Source organism: Limnobacter sp. (assembly GCF_043511195.1).
Lineage (GTDB): Bacteria > Pseudomonadota > Gammaproteobacteria > Burkholderiales > Burkholderiaceae_B > Limnobacter.
The window spans coordinates 947,919-970,955 of record NZ_CP121330.1; the positions used below are offsets into that span (position 1 = coordinate 947,919).

21 protein-coding genes are annotated in these 23,037 nt (G+C 49.4%); 14 read left to right on the forward strand and 7 right to left on the reverse strand.

Annotated features, from left to right (window positions below):
- The first annotated feature begins 51 nt into the window (after positions 1 to 51).
- From P0D43_RS04565 to P0D43_RS04590, 6 genes are read left to right on the forward strand one after another with little or no spacing between them, the layout of a single operon-like run.
- Positions 52 to 1,134 carry an AI-2E family transporter gene (locus P0D43_RS04565; protein WP_159568060.1) on the forward strand — a complete coding sequence of 361 codons (1,083 nt, stop codon included), beginning with the start codon at positions 52 to 54 and terminating at the stop codon, positions 1,132 to 1,134.
- A complete protein-coding gene (locus tag P0D43_RS04570) occupies positions 1,131 to 2,315 on the forward strand; it encodes an O-antigen ligase family protein (RefSeq protein ID WP_394673353.1) in 1,185 nt (394 codons plus the stop codon). Before P0D43_RS04565 ends, P0D43_RS04570 begins: the two co-directional genes overlap by 4 nt.
- Complete coding sequence (locus P0D43_RS04575) at positions 2,312 to 3,565, forward strand: glycosyltransferase family 4 protein (protein ID WP_394673354.1); 1,254 nt, start codon at positions 2,312 to 2,314, stop codon at positions 3,563 to 3,565. Before P0D43_RS04570 ends, P0D43_RS04575 begins: the two co-directional genes overlap by 4 nt.
- Positions 3,562 to 4,194 carry a GNAT family N-acetyltransferase gene (locus tag P0D43_RS04580; protein WP_394673355.1) on the forward strand — a complete coding sequence of 211 codons (633 nt, stop codon included), beginning with the start codon at positions 3,562 to 3,564 and terminating at the stop codon, positions 4,192 to 4,194. The genes P0D43_RS04575 and P0D43_RS04580 overlap by 4 nt, the downstream gene beginning before the upstream one ends.
- Positions 4,191 to 5,378, forward strand: a complete 1,188-nt coding sequence (locus P0D43_RS04585; RefSeq protein WP_394673356.1) for a DegT/DnrJ/EryC1/StrS family aminotransferase — start codon at positions 4,191 to 4,193, stop codon at positions 5,376 to 5,378. Before P0D43_RS04580 ends, P0D43_RS04585 begins: the two co-directional genes overlap by 4 nt.
- A 5-nt stretch (positions 5,379 to 5,383) precedes the next feature.
- The gene (locus tag P0D43_RS04590; RefSeq protein WP_394673706.1) at positions 5,384 to 5,977 is read left to right on the forward strand and encodes a sugar transferase; all 594 of its coding nucleotides are present in this window, start codon (positions 5,384 to 5,386) and stop codon (positions 5,975 to 5,977) included.
- Here the strand turns inward: P0D43_RS04590 and P0D43_RS04595 are convergent.
- Positions 5,964 to 7,802: a polysaccharide biosynthesis protein gene (locus P0D43_RS04595; RefSeq protein WP_394673357.1), complete on the reverse strand. Its 1,839-nt coding sequence runs from the start codon at positions 7,800 to 7,802 to the stop codon at positions 5,964 to 5,966. The genes P0D43_RS04590 and P0D43_RS04595 overlap by 14 nt on opposite strands.
- 182 nt (positions 7,803 to 7,984) lie before the next feature.
- Here P0D43_RS04595 and P0D43_RS04600 point away from each other — a divergent pair, with 182 nt between their 5' ends.
- Genes P0D43_RS04600 through P0D43_RS04610 form a run of 3 tightly spaced genes read left to right on the forward strand, consistent with a single transcriptional unit; the run spans position 7,985 to position 11,145 of the window.
- Positions 7,985 to 8,944 carry a glycosyltransferase family 2 protein gene (locus P0D43_RS04600; protein ID WP_394673358.1) on the forward strand — a complete coding sequence of 320 codons (960 nt, stop codon included), beginning with the start codon at positions 7,985 to 7,987 and terminating at the stop codon, positions 8,942 to 8,944.
- A 43-nt stretch (positions 8,945 to 8,987) separates the two neighbouring features.
- Positions 8,988 to 9,779 (forward strand): glycosyltransferase, encoded by a 792-nt coding sequence (locus P0D43_RS04605; protein ID WP_394673707.1) that lies wholly within the window; start codon positions 8,988 to 8,990, stop codon positions 9,777 to 9,779.
- Positions 9,763 to 11,145, forward strand: a complete 1,383-nt coding sequence (locus P0D43_RS04610; RefSeq protein WP_394673359.1) for a flippase — start codon at positions 9,763 to 9,765, stop codon at positions 11,143 to 11,145. The genes P0D43_RS04605 and P0D43_RS04610 overlap by 17 nt, the downstream gene beginning before the upstream one ends.
- Here P0D43_RS04610 and P0D43_RS04615 read toward each other — a convergent pair.
- Genes P0D43_RS04615 through P0D43_RS04630 form a run of 4 tightly spaced genes read right to left on the reverse strand, consistent with a single transcriptional unit; the run spans position 11,114 to position 15,116 of the window.
- The gene (locus P0D43_RS04615; protein ID WP_394673360.1) at positions 11,114 to 12,367 is read right to left on the reverse strand and encodes a glycosyltransferase; all 1,254 of its coding nucleotides are present in this window, start codon (positions 12,365 to 12,367) and stop codon (positions 11,114 to 11,116) included. The genes P0D43_RS04610 and P0D43_RS04615 overlap by 32 nt on opposite strands.
- Positions 12,368 to 12,385: 18 nt before the next feature.
- Positions 12,386 to 13,225, reverse strand: coding sequence for a class I SAM-dependent methyltransferase (locus P0D43_RS04620; protein WP_394673361.1), 840 nt, complete (start codon positions 13,223 to 13,225; stop codon positions 12,386 to 12,388).
- The gene (locus P0D43_RS04625; RefSeq protein WP_394673362.1) at positions 13,222 to 14,172 is read right to left on the reverse strand and encodes a glycosyltransferase family A protein; all 951 of its coding nucleotides are present in this window, start codon (positions 14,170 to 14,172) and stop codon (positions 13,222 to 13,224) included. Before P0D43_RS04625 ends, P0D43_RS04620 begins: the two co-directional genes overlap by 4 nt.
- 5 nt (positions 14,173 to 14,177) lie before the next feature.
- Positions 14,178 to 15,116 (reverse strand): UDP-glucuronic acid decarboxylase family protein, encoded by a 939-nt coding sequence (locus P0D43_RS04630; protein ID WP_394673363.1) that lies wholly within the window; start codon positions 15,114 to 15,116, stop codon positions 14,178 to 14,180.
- 84 nt (positions 15,117 to 15,200) lie between these two features.
- On the opposite strand from P0D43_RS04630, the gene P0D43_RS04635 reads away from it, so the two are divergent.
- The gene (locus P0D43_RS04635) at positions 15,201 to 16,367 is read left to right on the forward strand and encodes a nucleotide sugar dehydrogenase (protein ID WP_394673364.1); all 1,167 of its coding nucleotides are present in this window, start codon (positions 15,201 to 15,203) and stop codon (positions 16,365 to 16,367) included.
- Positions 16,368 to 16,381: 14 nt separating this feature from the next.
- Here the strand turns inward: P0D43_RS04635 and P0D43_RS04640 are convergent, their stop codons facing one another.
- A complete protein-coding gene (locus P0D43_RS04640; RefSeq protein ID WP_394673365.1) occupies positions 16,382 to 16,789 on the reverse strand; it encodes a type II toxin-antitoxin system VapC family toxin in 408 nt (135 codons plus the stop codon).
- A gap of 3 nt (positions 16,790 to 16,792) precedes the next feature.
- On the reverse strand, positions 16,793 to 17,053 hold the full coding sequence (locus P0D43_RS04645) for a type II toxin-antitoxin system Phd/YefM family antitoxin (protein WP_394673366.1): 261 nt from the start codon (positions 17,051 to 17,053) through the stop codon (positions 16,793 to 16,795).
- Positions 17,054 to 17,223: 170 nt separating this feature from the next.
- On the opposite strand from P0D43_RS04645, the gene P0D43_RS04650 reads away from it, so the two are divergent.
- The 4 genes from P0D43_RS04650 to P0D43_RS04665 all read left to right on the forward strand — a co-directional run bounded on the left by P0D43_RS04650 (position 17,224) and on the right by P0D43_RS04665 (position 23,031).
- On the forward strand, positions 17,224 to 17,703 hold the full coding sequence (locus P0D43_RS04650; RefSeq protein WP_394673367.1) for a DUF6795 domain-containing protein: 480 nt from the start codon (positions 17,224 to 17,226) through the stop codon (positions 17,701 to 17,703).
- A gap of 59 nt (positions 17,704 to 17,762) precedes the next feature.
- A complete protein-coding gene (locus P0D43_RS04655) occupies positions 17,763 to 18,884 on the forward strand; it encodes a lipase (RefSeq protein ID WP_394673368.1) in 1,122 nt (373 codons plus the stop codon).
- Between the two features lie 533 nt (positions 18,885 to 19,417).
- Positions 19,418 to 20,545 carry a glycosyltransferase gene (locus tag P0D43_RS04660; RefSeq protein ID WP_394673369.1) on the forward strand — a complete coding sequence of 376 codons (1,128 nt, stop codon included), beginning with the start codon at positions 19,418 to 19,420 and terminating at the stop codon, positions 20,543 to 20,545.
- Between the two features lie 116 nt (positions 20,546 to 20,661).
- Complete coding sequence (locus P0D43_RS04665) at positions 20,662 to 23,031, forward strand: SLBB domain-containing protein (protein ID WP_394673370.1); 2,370 nt, start codon at positions 20,662 to 20,664, stop codon at positions 23,029 to 23,031.
- Positions 23,032 to 23,037 lie beyond the last annotated feature (6 nt).

Here is a 23,037-nt window from a genome sequence, read left to right on the forward strand (position 1 = left end):
AATCGGGAAAACCTTGGTCATACCTAACCCAACAAGCAGCCAAGAGATTCCATGTCCAACCCCGCACAGCATCAAAACAATCACGCCATTCGGTGGGAGTACGCCGCCGTAGTTGGCATACTGGCCATTTGGATCAGCATGTTGAGCCTGAAAATTGGCGTGGGCCTTATCGCTGGCCTGGCCATTTTTGCGCTTACCCGTTTTACCCGCCGGGGCTTTGTGTACCTGCTGCAGCCCCACATCAATAAATTCAACGGCCCCTTCATGCGTGGGCTGTTTGGCTGGCTGCCCACATTTTTAACCACTGCGGTGGTGGCAGCAGCGGTGGTGTTGTTGGGTATCGGGGTTAACAGCGGCGTGCGTTTTGTGCTGGCCACCATGGCGCAGCAAGGTCCGCAATTGATAGAAGAAGCACTGCGCAACCTGAACTCGGTCACAGCCAGCCTGCCAGACGCCATTCGTGAACACATTCCCGGTAAGCCCAGCGAATTGTTCCGCATGATCAGCAAAGACGACAGCGATTTCGTGGGCTACATTCGCAGCTTTGGTGGCGCCAGCTTTTTCATATTCCTGCAGTTTGTATTCGCGCTTATTTTGGGTGTGTCTGCCGCTTTAATGGCACCCGCTTCGCCTGGCCACAGTGGCCCCTACAAACCCCTGGCACAGGCCTGGCTAGAAACACTCGAACGTTATGTGCGCTGCTTCACCTTGCTCATGGGCGCGCAGGTGTATGTCAGTATCTGGAATACCTTCTGCACCGCCGTGTTCATCTACGGCATCTTGCCCGCATTCGAGGTGGTGCTACCGTTTCGCGAACTGCTCTTGATGTTCACCGCCGTGGCCAGTCTTATTCCCGCAGCCGGCAACATCATGGCCAATACCCTTATTTTGGTGCTGACCATTCGCTACGGTGTTTTTGTGGCCATGGGGTCGGTGCTTTACCTGTTCATCATTCACAAGCTTGAATACTTCGTGAATGGCTACATCATTGGCCGCAACGTGCGCGCCAGCGTGCCCGAAATGCTCATCGCCATCATTCTCGGCGAGGTTGCCTTTGGTTTACCCGGGCTAATTACAGCGCCAGTTACTTATGCATTTCTTAAAATGCACTGGCAGCGGTGGGGGTGGGTTTGAGTTTTGTTCAACGGGTCAACCCGGCCTGGTTTTTAGCGGGGGCAGCGTTTTTTTTGCCGATTAAACCTGCGCCTGTTAATTTGTTGCTGGCGTTGGCTTTGGTGTTTGTGCTGGTCAATCAATCAACGCGAAGTCGCCTTGCAAGTTTATTCAAACACCCAATTTCTCTTGCAGCCTATGCACTCATCGCATGGCTGCTCATTACGCTTTTTTTCGAAACAAGTAATTTTGATTCAGCGCGCGACTATCTCAGCAAATATCTTCGGCTTTTGCTTCTGCCTTTCCTGGCTGCAGCCTTTCTAAACAAGCAAGAAACCGTCACCGTGCTTGATGTTTTTTGCATGGGTGTATTTGTTAGCGTACTTGGCAGTTTTGCTGTGGCGTTTGGTTTTTTTCCATGGCCCGAAGGTTCTGAATCGCCTTTGTTATTCAAGCTGCACATTACCCATAACTTTTTCATCGCCCTTGCAACTGGTTATGTGGCCTATCGATTGCGCATGCAATGGTCAAACATCCAGGTGTGGGTTAAAGCAGTGGTGTTGGTGGCATTGGCACTGACCTTGTACAACTTCTTCTTTATGGTAGAAGGTCGGTCTGGCTGGGTTGCCATGGCAGTGCTTCCTGTAGTTGTTGCTTATCAACGTATCGGGTTCAAGGGATCCTTGCTTGCAGCTGTAGCGGTGTCTGTTGTTTTGTGTGCCTTGTATTTTGGTTCAGACTTTTTCCATACACGGGTCAATGCAGTGTTTATCGAAGTGCAACAATGGGTCGATGGGCAAGCCATTGCGCAAGACACCAGCAATGGGCGCAGGTTAAGCTTTTGGTTACATTCACTCGAAGCTTTTGTGCAAGCGCCGTGGTTCGGTTACGGCATGGGTGGTTTTGAGTCGGCTGTAACGCCCCATGCACAAGCTGCCGGTTTCACATTTGAATTCAATAATCCACACAATCAGTACCTGTTGTTCGCAGTGCAAGGTGGCCTACTTGCCTTGGTGCTTTACGGCATTTTTATCGGTGCGGTATTGCTGCGCAATCAATCACAGCACCTTGTATTGCTTCATGGATTCATATTGGCCTACGTATTGCTGAACATGCTTAATTCGTTTCACTACGATTTTGCAGAAGGTGTGTTCTTTGTGCTTGGTTTGGCCGCACTGGCTTTTCCTGTAGATCAATCATGAGCAAGCCAAACAACTCAAAATCTGTCTTGTTTTTAAGTCAATGGTTTCCGCCTGAACATGCGCCCATGGGTTATATGCTCAAAGAGCTTGCGGAAAACCTGGCCGCACAGGGCTGGGAAGTTGAAGTTGTCACTGGCTTTCCCAATCACCCCAGTGGCAAAGTGCAGGCACCCTATGTCAAGCAGCGCATTCTGCGTGAAATGATGGGCAATATAAAAATTACCCGGCTTTGGTTGTACACCTCTGAAACACGAAGCTTTATTAGTCGTGCACTGAATTTTCTAAGCTTTGTGCTCAGTAGCTTTTTCTACCTGTTAAGTTGCAAAAAACCCAACTTGGTGTTTGCGGTGCTTCAACCATTGCCGTTGGGCGCCACGCTTACCCTGCTGGCCAAACTGCGTGGTTTCAAACTGATCTTTAATGTTCAAGATCTACATCCTGATGTATTGGTTGATCTTGGTTTGATCAAAAGCAAACCTGTTATCAAGGCATTGAAGTGGATTGAACAAACCGCTTACCGGCAAGCCGACGGTTTGGCAGTAATTTGTCAGGGTTTTAAAACCCATGTCGAACAACATGGTGCTTCAGGTTCAATCGCAGTCATTCCAAACTGGATCGACATTGACGAAATAAAACCCCAGCCCGAGCAAGGGCTGCTTGTTCGTCAAATGGCCCGTATTCCCAGCCATGCAGCTGTGGTGCTTTACGCCGGAACCATCGGTCATGTGTCTGGTGCGCAAGTGGTTGTGCAAGCTGCAAAACTGGCCGCTTCCAACAGCAATTTACATTGGTTGTTTGTAGGCGATGGCCCCTTGCTGCCTCAGTTGCATCAGTTGGCGCAAGAATTGCCAAACGTGCACTTTCTGCCATTTCAACCGCGGGAACTGTTACCCGCAGTTCAAAATTGCGCAACCATTTCAATGGTCAGCTTGTTGCCGGGTAAGGGTACCTTCTCTGTGCCCAGCAAAGTACTGGGCTACATGGCGGCTGGCAAAGCCGTTGTGGCCAGTGTCGATGTACAAAGTGAAACTGGTCGCTTGGTTCAGCGGGCCGAATGTGGTGTGGTGGTTGAACCCGGTAGCCCGCAAGCCTTGTTGCAGGCTGTTGAGCAGTTGCTTTCCAATCCGCAAGGCATGTTCATTGCAGGAGCAAACGGACGCCAATATCTTGAACAACACTACAGCCGCACACAAGTGTGCGCACAGTATGCTGATTTTTTTCAGCAAACCATTCAAGGGCCGGTGCAATGAACACGCCTGCGCCTATTCAAATTCGTCCGGCCCAGCCCAATGACATTTCACAAATGGTGCAAGTACATTTGCAAGCGTTCCCCGGTTTTTTTCTCACATTAATGGGGCCACGCTTTCTAAGCCTGTTGTACAGCGGTTTTCTGAATCACCCCAGCGGAATTTCATTGGTGGCTTGCCCCCAAAACAATGCAGCCGAAGTGCTTGGATTCGTCGCAGGCACTACCCAACCGCAGGGGTTTTTCTTGCAACTGCTCAAGCAACGCTGGTTGGCGTTTGGGCTGGCTTCCCTGTGGCCTTTGTTGCGAAAACCAAACCTGGTGTTTATCAAACTGTGGTCAGCCTTGTTTTATCGTGGCGAGTCTCTGCCCGATTTACCCAATGCGGCTTTACTCAGCAGCCTGGGTGTTCAACCTGCTGCGCAAGGTCAGCAAATCGGCCAACAATTGGTCAACGCATTTCTGGCCCATGCGCAAACTGCCGGGGCCCCTGCCGTGTACCTTACAACCGACCAAAGTAACAACACCAAAGCCAATCAGTTTTATACACGGCTTGGCTTTAGGCTGGCGGGCACCTGTAAGCGTCCGCATGGTCGTATACTCAACCGATATTCAATCAAGTTAAACGCATGAGCACCCAACCATTTTTGCCTTTTGCATTGCCAGAAATTGGCGAAGAAGAAATTCAGGAAGTGGCCAACTGCCTGCGTTCAGGCTGGTTAACCACCGGTCCAAAAACCCGCCAGTTTGAAACGGATTTCGAAGCCATGTTGAACGCGGCAGGCGGTGGCATGGCGACCGGCGGTCAGCCCGTTCAAGCCATCGCTGTAAACTCTGCCACCGCAGGTTTGCATTTGGCGCTTGAGGCAATTGGTATTGGCCCCGGCGATGAAGTAATCGTGCCCACGCACACCTTCACCGCCACAGCCGAGGTGGTGCGTTATCTGGGTGCCGACCCAGTATTTGTCGATGTGCTTCCCGGTAGCTTGAATATCAACCCAGCCTTGGTTCGCAGCGCAATTACTCCCAAAACCAAAGCAATCATGCCTGTGCATTTCGCGGGCCTGGCCGCCGACATGGCGGAAATCATTGCCATTGCCCGCGAACATGATTTGAAAGTAGTGGAAGACGCCGCGCATGCTTTGCCTTGCCTGGTCGACGGCATTGCGGTGGGTAATTTGCAAACCGATGCGGCCGTGTTCAGCTTCTACGCCAACAAAACCATTACCACCGGCGAAGGTGGCATGGTGGTTTCGCGCAATCCAGAATTGATCAAACGTTGTAAAACCATGCGCCTGCACGGCATTAACCGGGATGTATTTGATCGTTTTACATCCAAAGCGCCCAGCTGGTACTACGAAGTGGTGGCGCCCGGTTTTAAGTACAACCTGACGGATTTGGCCTCTGCCATTGGTATTCATCAGCTAAAAAAAGCCGAACTGTTTCGCGCAAAACGCCAAGCCATTGTTGATCAATACAATCAAGCCTTTAAAAACCTGCCGGTTGTTTTGCCTGAAGGTGCAGCCAGCAATGGTCTTCATTCCTGGCATCTGTATGTGCTGCGTTTAAGCGATGCATGCACGCTTACGCGCGATCAATTTGTTGAGGCACTGTACGCCCAAGGCATTGGTTGCAGCGTGCACTACATCCCTTTGCATTTGCAGCCCTATTGGCGAGAAAGCTACCACCTTAAGCCCGAGCAATTCCCGGTCAGCCAAAAGGCGTTTGAACGCATGGTGTCCATTCCCCTGTATTCAAAAATGACACAAGCGGAAGTGGATCGGATAATTGTTGCTATTCAACAAACCCTGGCTTGAATCACGTGCTCAAACGAACCTTCGATTTCGTACTCGCGTTGTTTGGTGTGCTCTTGCTGAGCCCCATGCTCTTGCTTGTGGCTTTACTGATCAAACGCGACTCGCCTGGCCCCGTATTTTTTCGGCAAGAACGAATTGGCCGACACGGCAAGCCTTTTCGAATCCACAAATTTCGAACCATGACTGTGGCGCAACCGGGTGCGGCCATGCAAATTACAGTGGGTAACGACTCGCGAATTACCGAAATTGGCACGTTTCTTCGACATTACAAAATTGACGAGCTGCCCCAGCTAATCGACGTACTGCAAGGCAGCATGAGCCTTGTGGGGCCACGCCCGGAAGTACCCAAATACGTGGCCTTGTACCCAGAGCCCACCAAAAGTATTGTACTTTCAGTGCGACCTGGCATTACTGACCTGGCCAGTATCGAATACCGTAGCGAAAGCGAGCTACTGGGCAAAAGCAGCAACCCGGAACAAACCTATGTTGAAGAAGTAATGCCCGCGAAACTGGCCTACTGCGTACAGTATGTGCAGCAGCAAAGTGTGTGGCTGGACATTCAAATTATTGTGCGCACCTTTCTCGCTATTTTGAAATAGAAGTCAGGGCGTCATAAGTCTCACTTTCTGCCTGATAGCCGTCTACCAAGCGAAGCAACAGGTTCTTCAGTTCGGGTACATCGCGCGTTTGCAATATGTTTTGCAAAGCTTCAACTTCTTCATCAAGCGCACTGTTACTAATGCTTTTCTCGTTGGCTTTCATAATGCGTGGGTGCCCGGTTGGTTTGGGATCGTTGCCTATCAATAATTCTTCATACAGTTTTTCGCCTGGGCGCAAGCCAGTCACCTTAATTTCAATATCGCCTTCAGTTTGTCCGGGCTCCTTCACCGTGTAGCCCGCCAAAGTGATCATGCGTTTTGCCAGGTCGATAATTCGTATGGGCTCACCCATATCAAGCACAAACACATCACCACCTTTGGCCATGGCACCAGCCTGAATCACCAATTGTGCCGCTTCGGGAATGGTCATGAAAAACCGGGTCACCTCGGCGTCGGTAATGGTAACCGGCCCAAGTTTCGCAATTTGTTGGCGAAACAACGGCACCACTGAACCGCTTGAACCCAGCACATTGCCAAACCGCACCATACTGAATCGGGTTTTCACATCGGGTTCATCTGCCAGGCTTTGTAATGCCAATTCAGCAAGCCGTTTGCTGGCGCCCATAATATTGGTGGGGCGTACCGCTTTGTCGGTACTGATCAAAACAAAATCGTCCACCCCCAACTCATTGGCTACCTTGGCGGTTAACCGGGTTCCAAGAAAGTTGTTTCGAATGCCTTCAAACGGGTTTAACTCAACCAGTGGCACATGCTTGTAGGCTGCAGCGTGGTACACGGTGTGGGGCTTAACCGCGCTGAACACTTCACGCAGTCGGTGGGCATCGCGCACATCGCCCAACACAGGCGACAGCTGAACCTCGCGGTAAAAGGAATTCACTTTTTGTTGTAGCTCGTGGTGCAGGGCGTACAGCGCAAACTCATTGTTCTCGAATAGCACCAAGCGGGCAGGGCGGGTTGCCAATATTTGCCTGCACAATTCTGATCCAATGCTGCCTCCTGCACCCGTTACCAGCACCACCTTGTTGTGGTTCTTCAGGTTAAGCAGCTCTACGTTTGGTGGAATGTGATCCCGGCCTAGTAGGTCGTCGATATCCAGCTCACGAATGGAAGAATGTTGACTATCTAGGGTTAGGCCCGCCGTTTGAATGTGAACGGGCAAGCCTTTGCATTGCTCAATAATTTGTCGGCGGGTACCCTGCGCACCGCTGCCCAAGGCTATTACCAGGTCAGACACCTCGTAGTTCTCAATGATTTTCCGCAATTCATTCAGCGAGAACACGCGATAGCCCGCCATGTTTCTGCCAATTAGCTGGGTATCGTTTGTTACAAAACCAATTTGAATGTATTCAGGCGAGCCTTTCAATGCGTTGGCCAATTGCACCGCATCATCCCCGGTGCCTACAATCAGCAGGCGGCGACGAAGTACCCGTAAGCGCGGGTCGATGTTGCTTGAAAGCAGCCAAAACCGCGCAAACATGCGCACGCCCACAATAAAGGCACTCAAAATGAAAGGCTGCAGAATGCCAATTGACCGCGGGTTGGGTGGAATATAAAAAGCCAGCACCACAGTTGTGTAAATAGCGGCATACACAACCACTGCTTTCAAAATTTGCTTGATCGCCGCTAGGTCGGTGTAGCGAAAAATTGCCCTGTACAAGCCGAAGTGAATAAATATTGGCAAAGCCAGCAAAGGGCCAAACCAATAGGGAATCCATTCATTGCTGTGGGGCACGTGCATGCCATCAATGCGCAGGCTGAACGCCAGCCAGGTGGCTGCAATGCCCAGCGCGAAGTCTGCAGCCATTACCAATATTTGCTTGGCCCAGCGCGGTAGGCCGATTAGGCGTTCAGATTTCAAAGTGACCTTTGAACAAAAGTAGATTGATCAGAAATTTACTCGATGATAATACTAGATGCTCTGCGCAATGCGTCTTGCCGATGTTACAGGGTAAAATAAAGCAATCCACAAAATGACCCGTTCAATCAATGGCAACTCAAAATGCGGTACTTCTGCTGGTTTTCAACCGGCCAGAAGTCACCGAGCAAGTTTTTCAAGCTGTACGGGAAGCCCGTCCACCGCGCTTGTACATCGCGGCCGATGGTCCGCGCCCTAGTCGACCAGACGATCAGCACACAACAGCACAAGTGCGCGAGGTCTTTGCTCAAGTTGATTGGCCTTGCCAGGTGCATACTCGATTTCTGGAAGAAAACCTGGGCTGCCGTAATGCAGTTTCAAGTGCAATCGATTGGTTTTTTAGTCACGAAGAGCAGGGTATCGTGTTGGAAGATGACGTACTGCCTTCCCCAGTATTCTTCGAATTCTGCGACACCATGCTCGAACGTTACAAACACGACGAGCGTGTGTTTTCTGTAGTTGGCAACAATCTGGTTGAGCCATGGTACAAGCACCCGGAAAGCTATTTTTTCTCAAAAGTGTTTTTCGTGTGGGGGTGGGCAAGTTGGCGAAGGGCCTGGCAGCACTACGATGTAAATATGGCACGCTGGCCCACTACTAAAAAGAAGCAAAATTTGCTGCCGTTAATGCCTAAACACAGGCTTCACGCTGGCTACTGGAAGCTTGTATTTGATCTGGCTTACAAAAATCAAATTTCAACCTGGGATCATCAGTGGACCTACACGCATTGGGAAAACCAAGCGTTGTGCGTTACTCCCTCCCAAAATCTTGTTCGTAATATCGGGTTTGGTGTTGATGCTACGCACACATCAGGAAGTGATCCCGAGTATATAAAGCGATTGCAGGTGGCATCGCAAATAAACACAGGCAATACAACCTCCGCTGTAACCGATAACGTTCAGTACTATGAACATATGTCCCAACGAGTATTGGGCATTTCGGTGCTCACTTGGATAAGGCTCTCGCTTAGGCGGTTCCCCAAGTTCTTTAGCCAACTGAAGAAAATATCAAATAAGCTTCGAGCTGCGTAAGGAATTGAAGATGCCAAGTAGTAATTGCCTGGTTAGTATTGTGATGCCCACGTGGAATAGCATGCGTTACATCCAAGAATGTATTGCAAGTTTGCTGGCACAAACACACAATAACTATGAATTACTTGTGTGCGACGGCGGCTCAACAGATGGCACATTGGAATATCTTGAATCAATTGGTGATCCGCGGATACAAATTGTCTCAAGGCAAGACACTGGCTTAGTCAATGCTTTAAACATCGGTTTTTCGAAGACAAGTGGCGACATATTGTGTTGGCTTAATTCCGACGATCGCTACTTGTGCAACAACACCCTGGCTCGGGTGGTCGATAAATTAAAATCTGGTGATCTTCAGTTTGTTATTGGCGGGTGTGCCATGTTGGCAGAAAACGGTCGAATAATGCGTTACCTCTTGCCATGGATCCCTCAACCGCCTTTCAAATACCGCGGGCATAGCAATTGTTTTACAGGCAGTCTTTTTTTTAAAAAAGCAGCTTGGGCCAAATTCGGGCAATTTTCCGAGCAGAATAAATATGCATTTGAATATGAATTGGCTCGTCAGTTGATGGCATTTCCCCAGCAGGGTTGCATTCTGACAGGCGCCCCTGTCGCAGGCTTCAGACTTCGACCCGATTCCGTCAGTGGTGCAAATAGTCACGCAATGGCGCTCGAAAGAAATACGGTTGTTGGAAATATCGTCCATGAAAATGCACCGCTGAAGCATCAGTTAATCCGTTTGTACTCCTATGCAATACTAGGCTTGCTGCCCACGTTCATTCGATACCTGCGCGCAAATCGCAACACAATGGCAGTGCGCAATGTTTGGAAAAATTAAGCAAACACTAACTGGTTTGTCTCAGCGCCCCAATTTAATGGCTGCCTTGCGCAATCTTGGTTGGTTGGGGTTTGATCGTGTCTTCAGATTGGGGGTCTCATTTGTTGTCACGCTGTGGCTGGCCCGGTATCTTGCCCCGGAATTGTTTGGGGTATACAACTATGCAATCGCCTTTACCGCTTTATTCTCAGTACTAGCTGCGCTTGGATTGCAGGGCGTAGTTGTTCAATTGTTAATTGATAAGCCAGATCAAATCGGTGAAACACTGACAAGTGCGTTCGTTCTCCAATTCATCGGAGGAGTAGTTTCAGTACTGGCTGGTCTCGCAATTGCGATTTTCCTACATGACTACGAAGACAGTATTTTGGTCGCTGTCTTATCCCTTAGCGCAATCAATTTGTTTCGTTTTACAGACACGATTCGATTCTACTTTGAGGCCAAAGTGCAGTCGAAGCAGTTAGTTATATTCGAAGGAGCTGTATTTTCATTGATCGTGCTATTAAGAGTCATATTTATAGTTACGGCATGGCCTTTGATGTATTTTATCTGGTTACTTGTATTGGAGGCTTTCTTAACTGCGGTTGCATTTGCAGTATTGTTCTTCAAAAATTTTGATGTCAGAAAACTTGCTTTTGTGCGTGATAGTTTTTTTGGGCTTTTAAAAATGGCATGGCCATTAACATTGGCCATGATGGCTACGATGCTTTACATGCGGACGGATCAGGTTATGTTGGCGTCCATGTTGGGTCAGCAAGCCGTGGGTATATATTCTGCGTCTGTCCGACTCACTGAAATTTGGTATGTTTTGCCCAGCATTGTTGTCAGTTCAGTATTCCCGAGAATTTTACTTGAAATGCGGAGTAATCTAGATCGTGCCAACCGAGCTACAGATCTGCTGCTGTTTGGTTTTGCAGTAGTGTCACTTCTGGTCGCTGCCGCGGTATCAATATTTTCGATAAACATCGTTTCATCTCTATTCGGACTCGATTACCTTGAAGCAGCTCCGGTATTGAGCATTCATATATGGTCTTCACTGTTTGTATTTTCAGGATTGCTAAGTAGTCGCTGGCTAGTCGCTATGTCAATGCAACAATTTGTACTGATATCAACCGCGCTGGGTGCGATCGTTAATATTGGATTGAACTACTTGCTAATCCCCTTGTATGGAGTCGCGGGTGCTGCTTGGGCCACATTGATTGCCCAGCTTGTTTCCAGTGTGCTGATTAATGCATGTCACCCCGTTTCTCGTCGTTTTTTCATTGCCCAGATTTCGGCCTTGAGTCTAGTTTCCGGTTTAAGTTTGCTGAGATGGTGGCGACTAAATTCAAGTGCAGCTAACTCTTTGGGTGGCAAGAATTCAGAATGACTCTCTGATAAAGGTTTTCGTGAAGACGGGCAACGTTAGTGTCCAATACCTTGTCTCGGATAGAGTTGGCCACGCGAGTTTGAGAGTCCTGAAGGCGCGACAACGCAATCGCTTGAATAATACATTTTTGCAAGTCAAGCGTATCGTACGGAGTCGCTAGATAGCCGTTATTGCCATGGTCCACAATATCTTTCAGGCCACCGATATTGAATGCGGTTATAGGCGTTCCGCACGCTAGAGCCTCTGTTGCGGTTTGTCCGAATACTTCTTGTCTGGACGGAACAACCATTACGTTCGCCGCGCTGTACGTCAGACGTAGTGAAGCATCATCATGAAGATGTCCCATGTAATGCGTAATGAATCCTTGAATGACTTCTTGCGAAGGTCGGCTTTGTCCAAATATCACAAGTTCATATTCATTTCCGCTTTCTCTTAGGTGTTCTAGTGCATCTCTCAATAGTGAGAAACCTTTTCTCTTGTCTGCGTGGCCGCCAAGCGCGCCAAACAAAATTAGCTTCTTGTCGATCGGTAGCTTCAGTATCTGTCTTGCAGCGACGCGATCAATTGGGGTCCATGATGTAGTATCCAGTCCATTCGGAATTATTTTGGTCTGCCATTTTGAAGTCAATGGGCTGCGTTGAGTACAATCGGCTAACCATTTACTAGGAGCAACAATCGTGATGTTGTCACACCAGTATTTGTTTTTTCTGTTCCAAACCCAACGATCAAGGACATGATTTTTACTCAATGCAGGTAACGCAACTTGTACTGAATAACCCGTTTCCCAGTCATCGTTTTCCGAATAATGCTCTGCGCCGCAGAATGGCCACATATCGTGGAAGGTCCAAACGATTGGTTTTTTGATCGCACTAATGTCTCGGATCGAGAGCATTTCTCTATTGATCCAGTGAAGGTGAACCAAGTCAGCGTTAGATCTATTTATTCTTTTTACCCATTTGGACGGTAACAGGGCAAATGAAAGAAATGATCGCTCGCGCTTTTTGGAAAAGAACTTTGGTAGCTGACCGAGATAGGGGCGAATTTTAGTCAAAATCCTATCGAGACGACTTTCAGGTTGAAAGACCGTCGGTAGATCGGAGATTTTTTCATCAACCCATAATTCTGAATCTATACCGATCTTTAGTAGCGCTTGATGTAGGCGCATTGAGGCCCTTGCAGCACCTCCATTCAAATCGCTCGATGAAAGATGCAAGACTTTCAATTGACGTTGACCTCCAACTTAAATCCGAATGCTTATAATTCTGAATGCCAAAGTAACTAATGGACCTACTACCTTAGCAACAACGTTTGCTGTAAAAGCCAACCTCTTTTTGAGTTCTCCTTTGCGAACAAACATATGGGCGTGAGGCGTACCCTCTACCGTTCCAATGTAAACCATCCCCATGGTACTCATCACATATTTAAAAGTGTGGCGTAGATAGAATGTACGTGGCAAGTGGCAATCAATCACAGGAAAAAAGCAGTTCGCAAAAACTGCAATTCCTCCAACGTGTAGGTGCTTACAAATTTCGTAAGCTAAAGTAATCGGGTTCTCAACATGTTCCAGAATGTCCTGCGCAACAATGCAGTCATAGTTTTCTTGGAGGTTTGGGCGCATGTTGATTGATGGAATCGACGAAACGCGATACGTGCCAAATTTCGAAGGAAAAGGTTCGATTACATCGATCTCTATTGTTGGGTTGGTTTGTGCGATTTTTAACGCAAGCTCGCCAAAGCCACCTCCAAAGTCAGCCACTCGTTTTGCTTTTAGTTTTGAGATGGCAATAGCGATGGATTGCCTGTGTGCAGCACTTTCAGGGTCAACAGAGGTGAAAATGCCGTTCACTATCCATACAGGGTGTGAATAGAATTCACCGATATTCTGCTCTGAAAGTTTTTTGCGATTATTCAATTTAAGGTTATGCCAAACCTTATCGAGCTCATCACACACCCATTGAACGTCGGGAGTTTCCTCCGGTAGGTCTTTGAGATAGTTAGCCTCGTTTGTTGAAAGAAATTGCTCAGGAATCTTGAATCCCCAGATATCAAGCTCATTCGACGCGTCGGTGTTGAAATTCACTTTTGGCGACTCCATCGCTGAGTTATTAATGAGAATCTATATCGGAGCGATGCCATCAGCCTGTTGATGGTCCAAGAATGCATCTGAATTTCGAACACCTGATCAAGTGTCCATTTGTCAGCTTTTTCCGAAGCGGCTACTGGTTCCGGGTGCTTTATTCGCCAATCGAGCTCCCCTGTTTGAACATTGGCAAGCTTGCTCTCTGCACTTGTGGTGTGTGTTGCATTGGGGCCGAAACCAATATTGGTCACCAAATTACGTTTTGGAATACAACTAAGCCAACCGTTCTTGAAGCAAGTAAATACCCATTGGTAGTCCCAAGTGTCTATCTCGCCTTGGTGCACCTTCGCAAACACTGTGCTCCAGTATTTGACCGCTTTTCGATTGTCTGCAAAAACTTGAGTTTCAAGAAATTGTGGGCCAAGGCTTGGCCAATCAGACATTCCAACATCGTATTCTTTCCACGCTCGTCGCCATGTGGCCCAACCCCAAATGTGGCTAAACTTTGAAAAGTAATAGCTTTCTTCAGGTGTCCAAGTTGAGGAAATAAAATTGTCCCCGGTTATAGAGCCTACCTTGGGTTCGTCGCGATACTTCTCGAGAAGTTCATCACAAAATCTAAAAAAATCTGGCGCAGGCAAGCAATCATCCTCAAGAATGATTCCTTCAGGTTCATTGTCAAAAAACCAATCAATTGCACTGCTTACCGCTTTTTTGCATCCCAGGTTTTTGCTGCGCAGTAGGGTCTTGACCTCGCAGGGCCAGTCCACTTCTTGTGCTATTTTGCGGGTGTGCTCACAAATGTCGGCTTCGCCTGCACGGCTTTCTCGTGGCCCGTCTGCCGCAATGTAAAGCCGTGCTGGCCTTGCCTTGCGAATGGAATCGAACACTCTAGCGGTAGTGTCCGGGCGGTTGAAGATCAAAAATAATATCGGGCTTCGAGTCATCAATATTATGCAGGCAGATTTTTGAAGTATTCGATCGTTTTTTTCAACCCATTTTCCAAATTCACCTTTGGCTCCCAACCCAGCTTGTTTTTAGCCAATTCAATATTGGGTTGACGCTGCTTGGGATCATCTTGCGGCAATGGCATAAAGGTCAGCTTGCTGCTTGAACCTGTTAGTTCAATTACTTTTTCGGCCAACTCAAGCATTGTGAATTCACCTGGGTTGCCCAGGTTCACCGGCCCGGTAACACCGGGATCGGTGTTCATCAAACGAATAAAACCTTCAATCAAATCGTCTACGTAGCAAAAGCTGCGGGTTTGGCTGCCGTCGCCAAATATCGTAATGTCTTGCCCCTTCAAAGCCTGCACAATAAAGTTGCTCACCACTCGGCCATCATTGGGGTGCATACGCGGGCCATAGGTGTTAAAAATGCGGGCAACTTTAATTTCCAGGTTGTGCTGGCGGTAGTAATCAAAAAACAAGGTCTCGGCGCAGCGCTTGCCCTCGTCGTAGCAACTGCGAATGCCAATCGGGTTTACGCGCCCCCAATATTCCTCTGGTTGCGGGTGTACTTCCGGGTCGCCATACACCTCGCTGGTGCTGGCCTGGAAAATTTTTGCTTTAACACGCTTGGCCAGGCCAAGCATATTGATTGCGCCGTGCACACTGGTTTTGGTGGTTTGCACTGGGTCGTGCTGATAATGCACCGGGCTTGCAGGGCAGGCCAGGTTGTAAATTTGATCTACCTCGATGTAAAGCGGAAACGTTACATCGTGCCGAATCAATTCAAAGTAGGGGTTGCTCAGCAAGTGAGCCACATTTTCCTTGCTGCCCGTAAAGTAATTGTCTGCACAAATTACCTCGTTTCCCTCGGCCAGCAGTCGCTCGCACAGGTGCGAACCCAAAAAACCTGCACCACCAGTTACCAATATTCTGCTTTTCATTCGTTCGTGTTCCGCTTTTGTGCTTTGCGCAATCCGTTATTCTAAAGCCATTCAACATTCACAGGGCGCTAGCCCAGCATACTCATGAAAATAGCAATTGCAGGCACGGGCTATGTAGGTCTTTCAAATGCCATGCTTCTAGCCCAGCACAACGAGGTTGTGGCCTTGGACATTATTCAGGCGAAGGTGGATTTGTTAAACCAAAAAAAGTCACCCATTCACGACGCTGAAATTGAAGACTTTCTGACCAACAAGCCACTGAACTTCAAAGCCACCACCCACAAAGAAGAAGCCTACGTGGGCGCAAGCTTTGTAATTATCGCCACCCCCACCGATTACGACGCGCAAACCAACCACTTCAACACCAAATCGATTGAAGCGGTGGTGGCCGATGTGCTGGCCATTAACCCACAAGCCACCATGGTGATCAAAAGCACCATACCTGTTGGTTACACCGAGCAACTGCGCAAAAAGCTGAATACAAGCCAAATCATATTCAGCCCTGAATTCTTGCGTGAAGGCAAAGCCCTGTACGATAACTTGTACCCCAGCCGCATTGTGGTGGGTGAACAAAGCGAGCGTGCCCAGCAATTCGCAGCCCTGTTGCAACAAGGTGCCATCAAGCAAAACATACCCACCCTGTTCACTGGAAGTACCGAGGCAGAGGCCATCAAACTGTTTGCCAACACCTACCTGGCCATGCGCGTGGCCTACTTCAACGAGCTAGACACCTATGCCGCAACGCACGGTTTGGATACTCGCCAAATTATCGATGGCGTAAGCCTGGACCCCCGCATTGGTAACCACTACAACAACCCAAGCTTTGGTTACGGTGGGTACTGCTTGCCCAAAGACACCAAACAGCTGTTGGCCAATTACAGCGATGTTCCGCAGAACATGATTCAAGCGATTGTGGAAGCCAACACCACGCGTAAAGACTTTATTGCAGCCGACGTGGTGGCAAAGAACCCGAAGGTGGTGGGTATTTACAGGCTTGTTATGAAGGCTGGAAGTGATAACTTCAGGTCATCTGCAATTCAGGGAATCATGAAACGCATCAAGGCCAAGGGCATTGAGGTGATTGTGTACGAACCCGCGCTGCAAGAACCGGAATTTTTCCGAAGCAGGGTGGTGAACAACCTGGAACAGTTCAAACAGCAAGCCGACATTATTCTGTGTAACCGGCATGTTCAAGCACTCGCCGATGTGGAGCACAAGATATACACCCGTGATTTGTTCGGAAGCGATTAATTTCGAAGCCAACGCTAGCGATGTTCAAAAGGATTCAACTGCACCACACCAAACCTGTGAAAGTCTTTGGTGTTGCGGGTCACCACAGTCAACTTATTCGCCAAGGCGGTAGCTGCAATCATGGCGTCTTCCAGTGCTGTGTCGGTTTCTCTGTGCATCAATTTCGCCCATACTCGAAAGCACTCTGCATCCATGGGCAGCGCTTTAAAGGTTGCCTGCAATTTATTCAGCCACCGTTCTATTTCCTCGGCTTTGTTCTCATCTTGCTCTCGGGTTCTTTCGATTCCGCTTTGAATTTCGGCCAAGGTAAATGCACTGAGGTAAAGCAAATGCTCGGGAATGTTCTTGATCCAAGCCAGAACTGCGCCGTGGGGTTTTGCCTTTCGGAGTTCGGAAATCACGTTGGTGTCCAGTAGGTACATGGTTCAGCCTTCCAGTCCGCTTAACTTTCGGCGCTTTAGATGCCTCCTGGGTGGCACAAGGTATTCCGTACGTGCTTCCTCGGCAAGTAGCAAGCTTTTCAGGCTAGGTTGGTTTTGTTGGGTCAGTCTGATCCATTCCGCGATAGGCACTAGCACTGCTTGTTCTTCACCGCGTCGGCTAACAGCTTGTGGGCCATCGCGAAGGCAGGTGTCGAGCAGTTCGCTGAATCTGGCTTTTGCGTCTTGAACGGGCCATGTTTGCATTCAATTTCCCTCAATGACTAGTTATCTGACTAGTTTAAATAAGCGAGTATCTTCACGCAACTGCTAGAGGCAATAACCCCCCATTCTGGTTACGTACCCAGCCCCATTTTTGCCTCTCGCCCCACCCAGTGCTAGCGTGTTCGTTTATCTCAAACGCACAGGCTTAGACCATGCACCGCATTCTGCTCGCCTTGGTATTGCTGCTGCCCCTTGCACCCCTGCCCACGGAGGCTTTTGTGTTCAAAAAAATTGTGTATTGCTCACCAATTGAAGGGCTTATTCATTGGCAGGGAAAGCCGCTGGCCAATGTTATTGCCACACGTGAACTGTACAGCGGAGGTTTTGAGGGGGGGAAGTTCACCGACACAGCCACGACCGATAGTGAGGGGCGCTTCAAGTTTGAAGTGGTTCAGGAGCGCAGGTTTTTGAGGCCAGATTTGCTGTCGGCGAATCCACGGGTGAGTCAATTTTTGATCGTAAAGCATCAGAGTTTTGACTATTTGGTTTGGACCTTCGACAAGCTCGATTCCAATTTTGGGACTGAGTCTGCCGGGAGTGTTCTAACGCTTGATTGCGATCTTTCTTCTGCCAAGGAAGAGTCAGATCTACGTATTGTTCGCTGTAAAAATAATGGGATAAGAAAACTATGATTGAATTAAACCCAACTCAAATTCATGATCTGTGCCGTATCGCGTATAACTCTGAATCTGTGAGCCGTCGTCTATTCAAAGGGCAGGTGGAGCGAGAATTGTCCTTCGTCGACAAGGAATCCGTCAAAATCATCACCGCCACCTCTGGCCTCATCACCCCTGTTGCCAGCGGCTTTGGTTTCATGGCCCAACTCAACGGTGGTCGTTCTCGCGAAATCGTCATCGCCACCCGTGGCACAGCCACTTGGGCTGACGCTGGTACCGACATCAACGCAATCCCAACTCTTGGGCTCACCGGCCACGCCATCCACAAAGGTTTCGGCACCACCTTTAAAAGCTACGTTCAGCAGCTCAACGAATTCATCAAGCAACAAAACTTGGGTTTCAAGCCCACTGCGGTCCACTGCATGGGCCACAGCCTGGGCGGCGCGCTGGCCAACCTCAATGCTGCGGCTTGCGCTGAGCTCGGCTTGAATTCATACCTGTACACCGTGGCTGCACCGCGGGTGGGCATGGTGCCGTATGCCGAACACCTCAGCAAAAAAATGAATGCAGCGCATGTATATCGCGTAGCCAACGAGGCCGACATTGTCACCATGGTGCCGTGCTACCCCTTTGTTCATGCACCCTACGTGCATGGCACCTACTTGCTCGATGCCGGTTGGTTGAACATCAACCCCGCTATGCACAAGCTTGCCACCGGCTACAGCAGCATGGTCAACAGCACCTGGAAACAAATGCAAAGCCACACGCGTGGCAAGCAACAGCAACTTGAAAACTCCATGTACCCGGCCAACAACGCTGAGGCAGGGCGGTTCGAACAACTCGCCAAAATGCCCGGTGCCATGTTCAGCGGGCGCTTGCTGAAACTTATCAACAAAGCCATTCACGACATGCTTTCCCGCTTGGGCGCACAAAGCCTGCTCAGCGTTGGCCACTACGGCACAGGCGCATTCACCGTGCTCGATCAAATGGCTGAAATTCTCGCCCGCTACGCACAAGCCAGCTACAAACAAAGCAAAGAAGTTGCAGGCATGCTCAACGCCATCATGGCTTACCTGGGTCGCCCAACTCACGCCTTGGCCGATGCCTCGGTGGCCACCATCCGCTGGGTATTCGGGCTGCTGCACCAGTCAGTCAACACCATGGCCAAACAGGCCATTCAACTGGTGGGGCGATAATTTTCGCAAGTTATTGCTGCGTTTTGATGTGTATTCCAACCCAGGTAACCGCAATCTGACAGTTGTGTCGTTGATTGATGAACAGGTCAGAATAATTTCAGCCCTCGGTTTTTTGTTTCAGGGTTATTAAAAAACTGATTCACCTCCGTGGTAAAACAAGCCACTCCACCAAATTACAGCTGTCACTTAGCCCATCTTGGCTGTTCTGTAAGTAAAGTTACGCCCCCTCATTTAGGTCAACAAGTAAATGCATCCACCAGCATGAATGCAGAGTAACAAAGGGCGACAAGCGATTTTGAAAGTTGAAAGAGGGTTAAATCTAGGTGGTATACTCGAAAGTATATGACAGTCACAAAACTGCCATGCTGCGTGTGCACAATTGCTGGGCGCTGTGGCAGGAATGCAGTTTGCTTAACACCTACAAAAATTTGTTGTCAACGGAAGTCATTCGCTGCCGTTTGGCCCTATTGGAATATTAAAACCAGTCGATCGGTCTTTTTTCGGGTCGGCAACACCAACACATCGGGAGCATCATGCAATCCATCGAGGCTATTAAAGTCTTCTGGCCAGCAGCGTTAACGGGAATTATTTGCTCCTTACTGGCCAGTCTGCTTATTGTGGCCACCAAGCGCTGGCATGGCGCTTTCAGTATGGACGGCACCAATGGCGTGCAAAAATTTCACACTGCGCCCACGCCGCGTATTGGCGGTATTGCACTGGCCGCTGGTTTCCTGGGCACCTGGTTTGCACTTCCTCATGGTTTTACTCAAGGCACAGCCACACTGCTGGGCTTGATTCTAATTGGTGGTATTCCTGCATTTGCGGCTGGTTTGCTTGAAGATTTCACCAAAACAGTGTCGGTTAAAGTGCGCTTGTTCGCCACTGCAGCCAGCGGTTTGTTGGCCGCGCTAATTACGGGCTATTGGGTGAACAGCGTTCACATACCTGGCATTGATTCGCTGCTGGCATTTGCCCCGGTTGGTATTTTGTTTACTGCTTTTGCAATCGCTGGTATTGCAAACAGCGTGAATATTATCGATGGGTTCAATGGCTTGGCCAGCGGCGTTGTTCTTCTTATGTTGCTTACCATTGGCGTTATCGCGTACCGGGTCGACGATACCGCCGTGCTGAACCTGGCCATACTTGGCGCGGCTGTGGTTGCCGGTTTTATGGCGGTTAATTACCCCAAGGGCTTCATTTTCCTGGGCGATGCGGGCGCCTATAGCCTGGGCTATTATGTGGCCGTGCTGGCCGTGGCCTTGGCCATGCGCAACCCGGCAGACGTCAGCCCCTGGGCCATGTTGTTGGTGTGCGGTTACCCGTTTATTGAAACCTTGTTCACCATTTACCGCCGTGCCAGCCGCAAGCGCAAGCACAACCCCGGTTGCCCCGATGCCTCCCATTTGCACAGCCTTATTTACCGCCGTGTAGTTAGCCGCAAGCTGTTGCCTTACGCCCCAGCCTGGAAGCGCAACGCCTATACCTCGCCTTTTTTGTGGGTTTACTCATTTATTCCCATGTTGGGCGCAATTTTCTGGCCGGAAAGCCTGGGAATGGTGGTGGCTTGGCTGTTGATCAGCTTTGTGGTTTACCAGCGCATGTACCGGCGCATGTTGCGCTTAAGCATTTACTTCAGAAATCGCAAGGAAATGGCGAGCTAAAGCAGCTTTCTGCTACCCTTTAAGCCAATATGCCAATTGTAGTTTTGACCCGTCATTTCAATTAATAGAGTTAAACGATGTATTTATCAGCTTTCGGCCAAAAGATCCGATACGCAATGGTTTGTGTTGCACTGGTGGTCAGCGGCAGCGTATTTGCACAAGCACCGCTGGGTTTGGCTGGCTTTGTAAACGATCAACAACCTAACCGTTCAAATACTGACCGTTTTAACGCGCAACCTAATAACTTGCCTGCGAATGCTGGTGCGGGTCTTGTTGGCAAAGCCAATTCGGAAGCAAACCCGGCGAACAATATTGATGGCCAGAATGGCGAGGAAATGCAGCAGCCCCAAGCGCAGCCTTTGCCCAATCGACCCCTTAGCTTGTTTCAGCGTTTCGTATTTGAAAACACTGGCAAGTTGCTTTATCCATTTGGCACGTCTGCACTCAAGGCCGACTTAAAACAAACGCAAGCTGAAAACGCACCAGTTTCCGCCGACTATGAAATTAGCGCTGGTGATCAAATTTTGGTGCGGGTGTGGGGCGCTATCGATGTGAACCACACCGCCGTGGTCGATCGCGATGGTCAGCTCACCATTCCTTCAGTGGGCACCTTCCCGGTTGCCGGTGTGCGTGCCCGCAATCTTGATCAATTCCTTACTGCTGAAATCAGCAAGTACTACAAAAACTTTAACTTAAGCGCCACCCTGGGCAAGCTAAGTGGTGTCAGCATTTACGTGGCGGGCCAAGCGTTGGCCCCAGGTATGCACACGGTAAGCAGCACCAGTACTTTGGCCTCAGTTGTGTTTTCTGTGGCGCAGCCTGGTGTCAACGGCAGCTTTCGCAATGTGCAGCTGAAACGCGGTGGTGTTACTGTGGCCACCTTCGACCTTTACGATTTGCTTCGCAAAGGCGAACTCAACGACGACCGTAAACTCCGGGCGGGCGACGTAATCTTTATCGGTCAGGCTGGCGCTCGCGTAGCGCTGAATGTAGCCGGCCCTTCCGCCGCAATATTCGAATTAAAGCCAAGCGAGGGGTTAAGCGACATTCTCGATATTTCTGGTATCGACCGCACCTTGCTTCGTCAAGATTCCGTTCTCATTGAAGGGTTTAATCCAGATAACTTCAAGGCACCCCGTGCAGTGGAGCAGCTTAGCTACAGCCGCGCCTTGAACCAGGCCGCCCTGAAAGACGGCGACATTGTTACCCTGTTCCAAACTCGCCGAGAATTTACCAACGCAGTTACCTTGAAAGGCAATGTGGCCACGCCCGCCCGCTACCCGTATTTCGAGGGCATGCGAATTGCCGACCTTATACCCAATACCGATGCCTTGATTCAAGACAGCTACTTTAAAAAGAAGGGCGCGCTGGTTCAATTCAACAAAGACGACGCCGAGCGATCAGTTAAAGATCCAACGCTGAAAAGTCAATTGAACATTGACGATTCCAAACTGTTCAACAAAACCGACCAAGGCGAGGAAGGTGAGCAAAAAATTGAAGTAGTTGAAGACACCATTTCAAACATGCTTTCCCAAATTAACTGGGACTACGCGGTTATTGAGCGGCTCGACCGCCAAGAATTGCAAACCCGCTTAATTCCGTTCAACCTGCGCAAGGCCATGGCTGGCGACCCCAACCAAAATCTGCCGTTGCAGGCTGGCGACGTGGTTACCGTATTCAGTGCCAACGATGCTCAAATTCCACGTTCGCGCCAAACTGCGTTAATTAAAGTGACCGGCGAGGTAAAAGCCCCCGGATACTACCAAATTGCCCCGGGCGAATCGCTGCGAGATGTCATTGTAAAAGCTGGTGGCTTGGCAGAAGACGCCTACCTGTTTGGTACCAAACTAACCCGCCGGTCAATTGCGGTTGAGCAAGAACAGCAAAAACAGAAGGCACTTGAACAAGCGGAACGCATGTTGGTGTCTGCCCAGGCCAGCAATGCAGCTTCCGCTATTTCGGCTGGCGATGCCGCCAACGCTCAAAAGCAAGCCCAAATTCAAGGGGCATACCTAGAGCGCCTGCGTAAAATGAAACCCGAAGGCCGTGTGGTGCTCGACATTAAACCAGATGCACAAGGCATTGCTGAATTGCCACCGTTGGCGTTGATCGATGGAGACGTGGTGTCCATTCCTTCACTACCCGGCCAGGTGGCAGTGTTGGGCTCCGTTTACAGCCAGGGTGTGTATGCGTTCGAGTCGGGTAACACGGTGTTCGACTACCTGGGCTTGGCTGGTGGCGCAGCAAAAGGCGCAGACGATGGCTCAATTTTTGTAATACGCGCCAATGGCACCGTAGACAGTGCGCAGCAAGGCTGGTTGCCTTTCGTAAGCGGCTTGTACGGTAAACGCGCCTTGCCCGGCGACGCAATTTATGTTCCCGAAGATTTCGAACGTGTGTCGCTAACCAAAACCCTGATCGACATTTCCCAAATTTTCTATCAGGTTGGTTTGGGTGCCGCTGCGGTTAACGCCATTCGGGATTAACGGGAA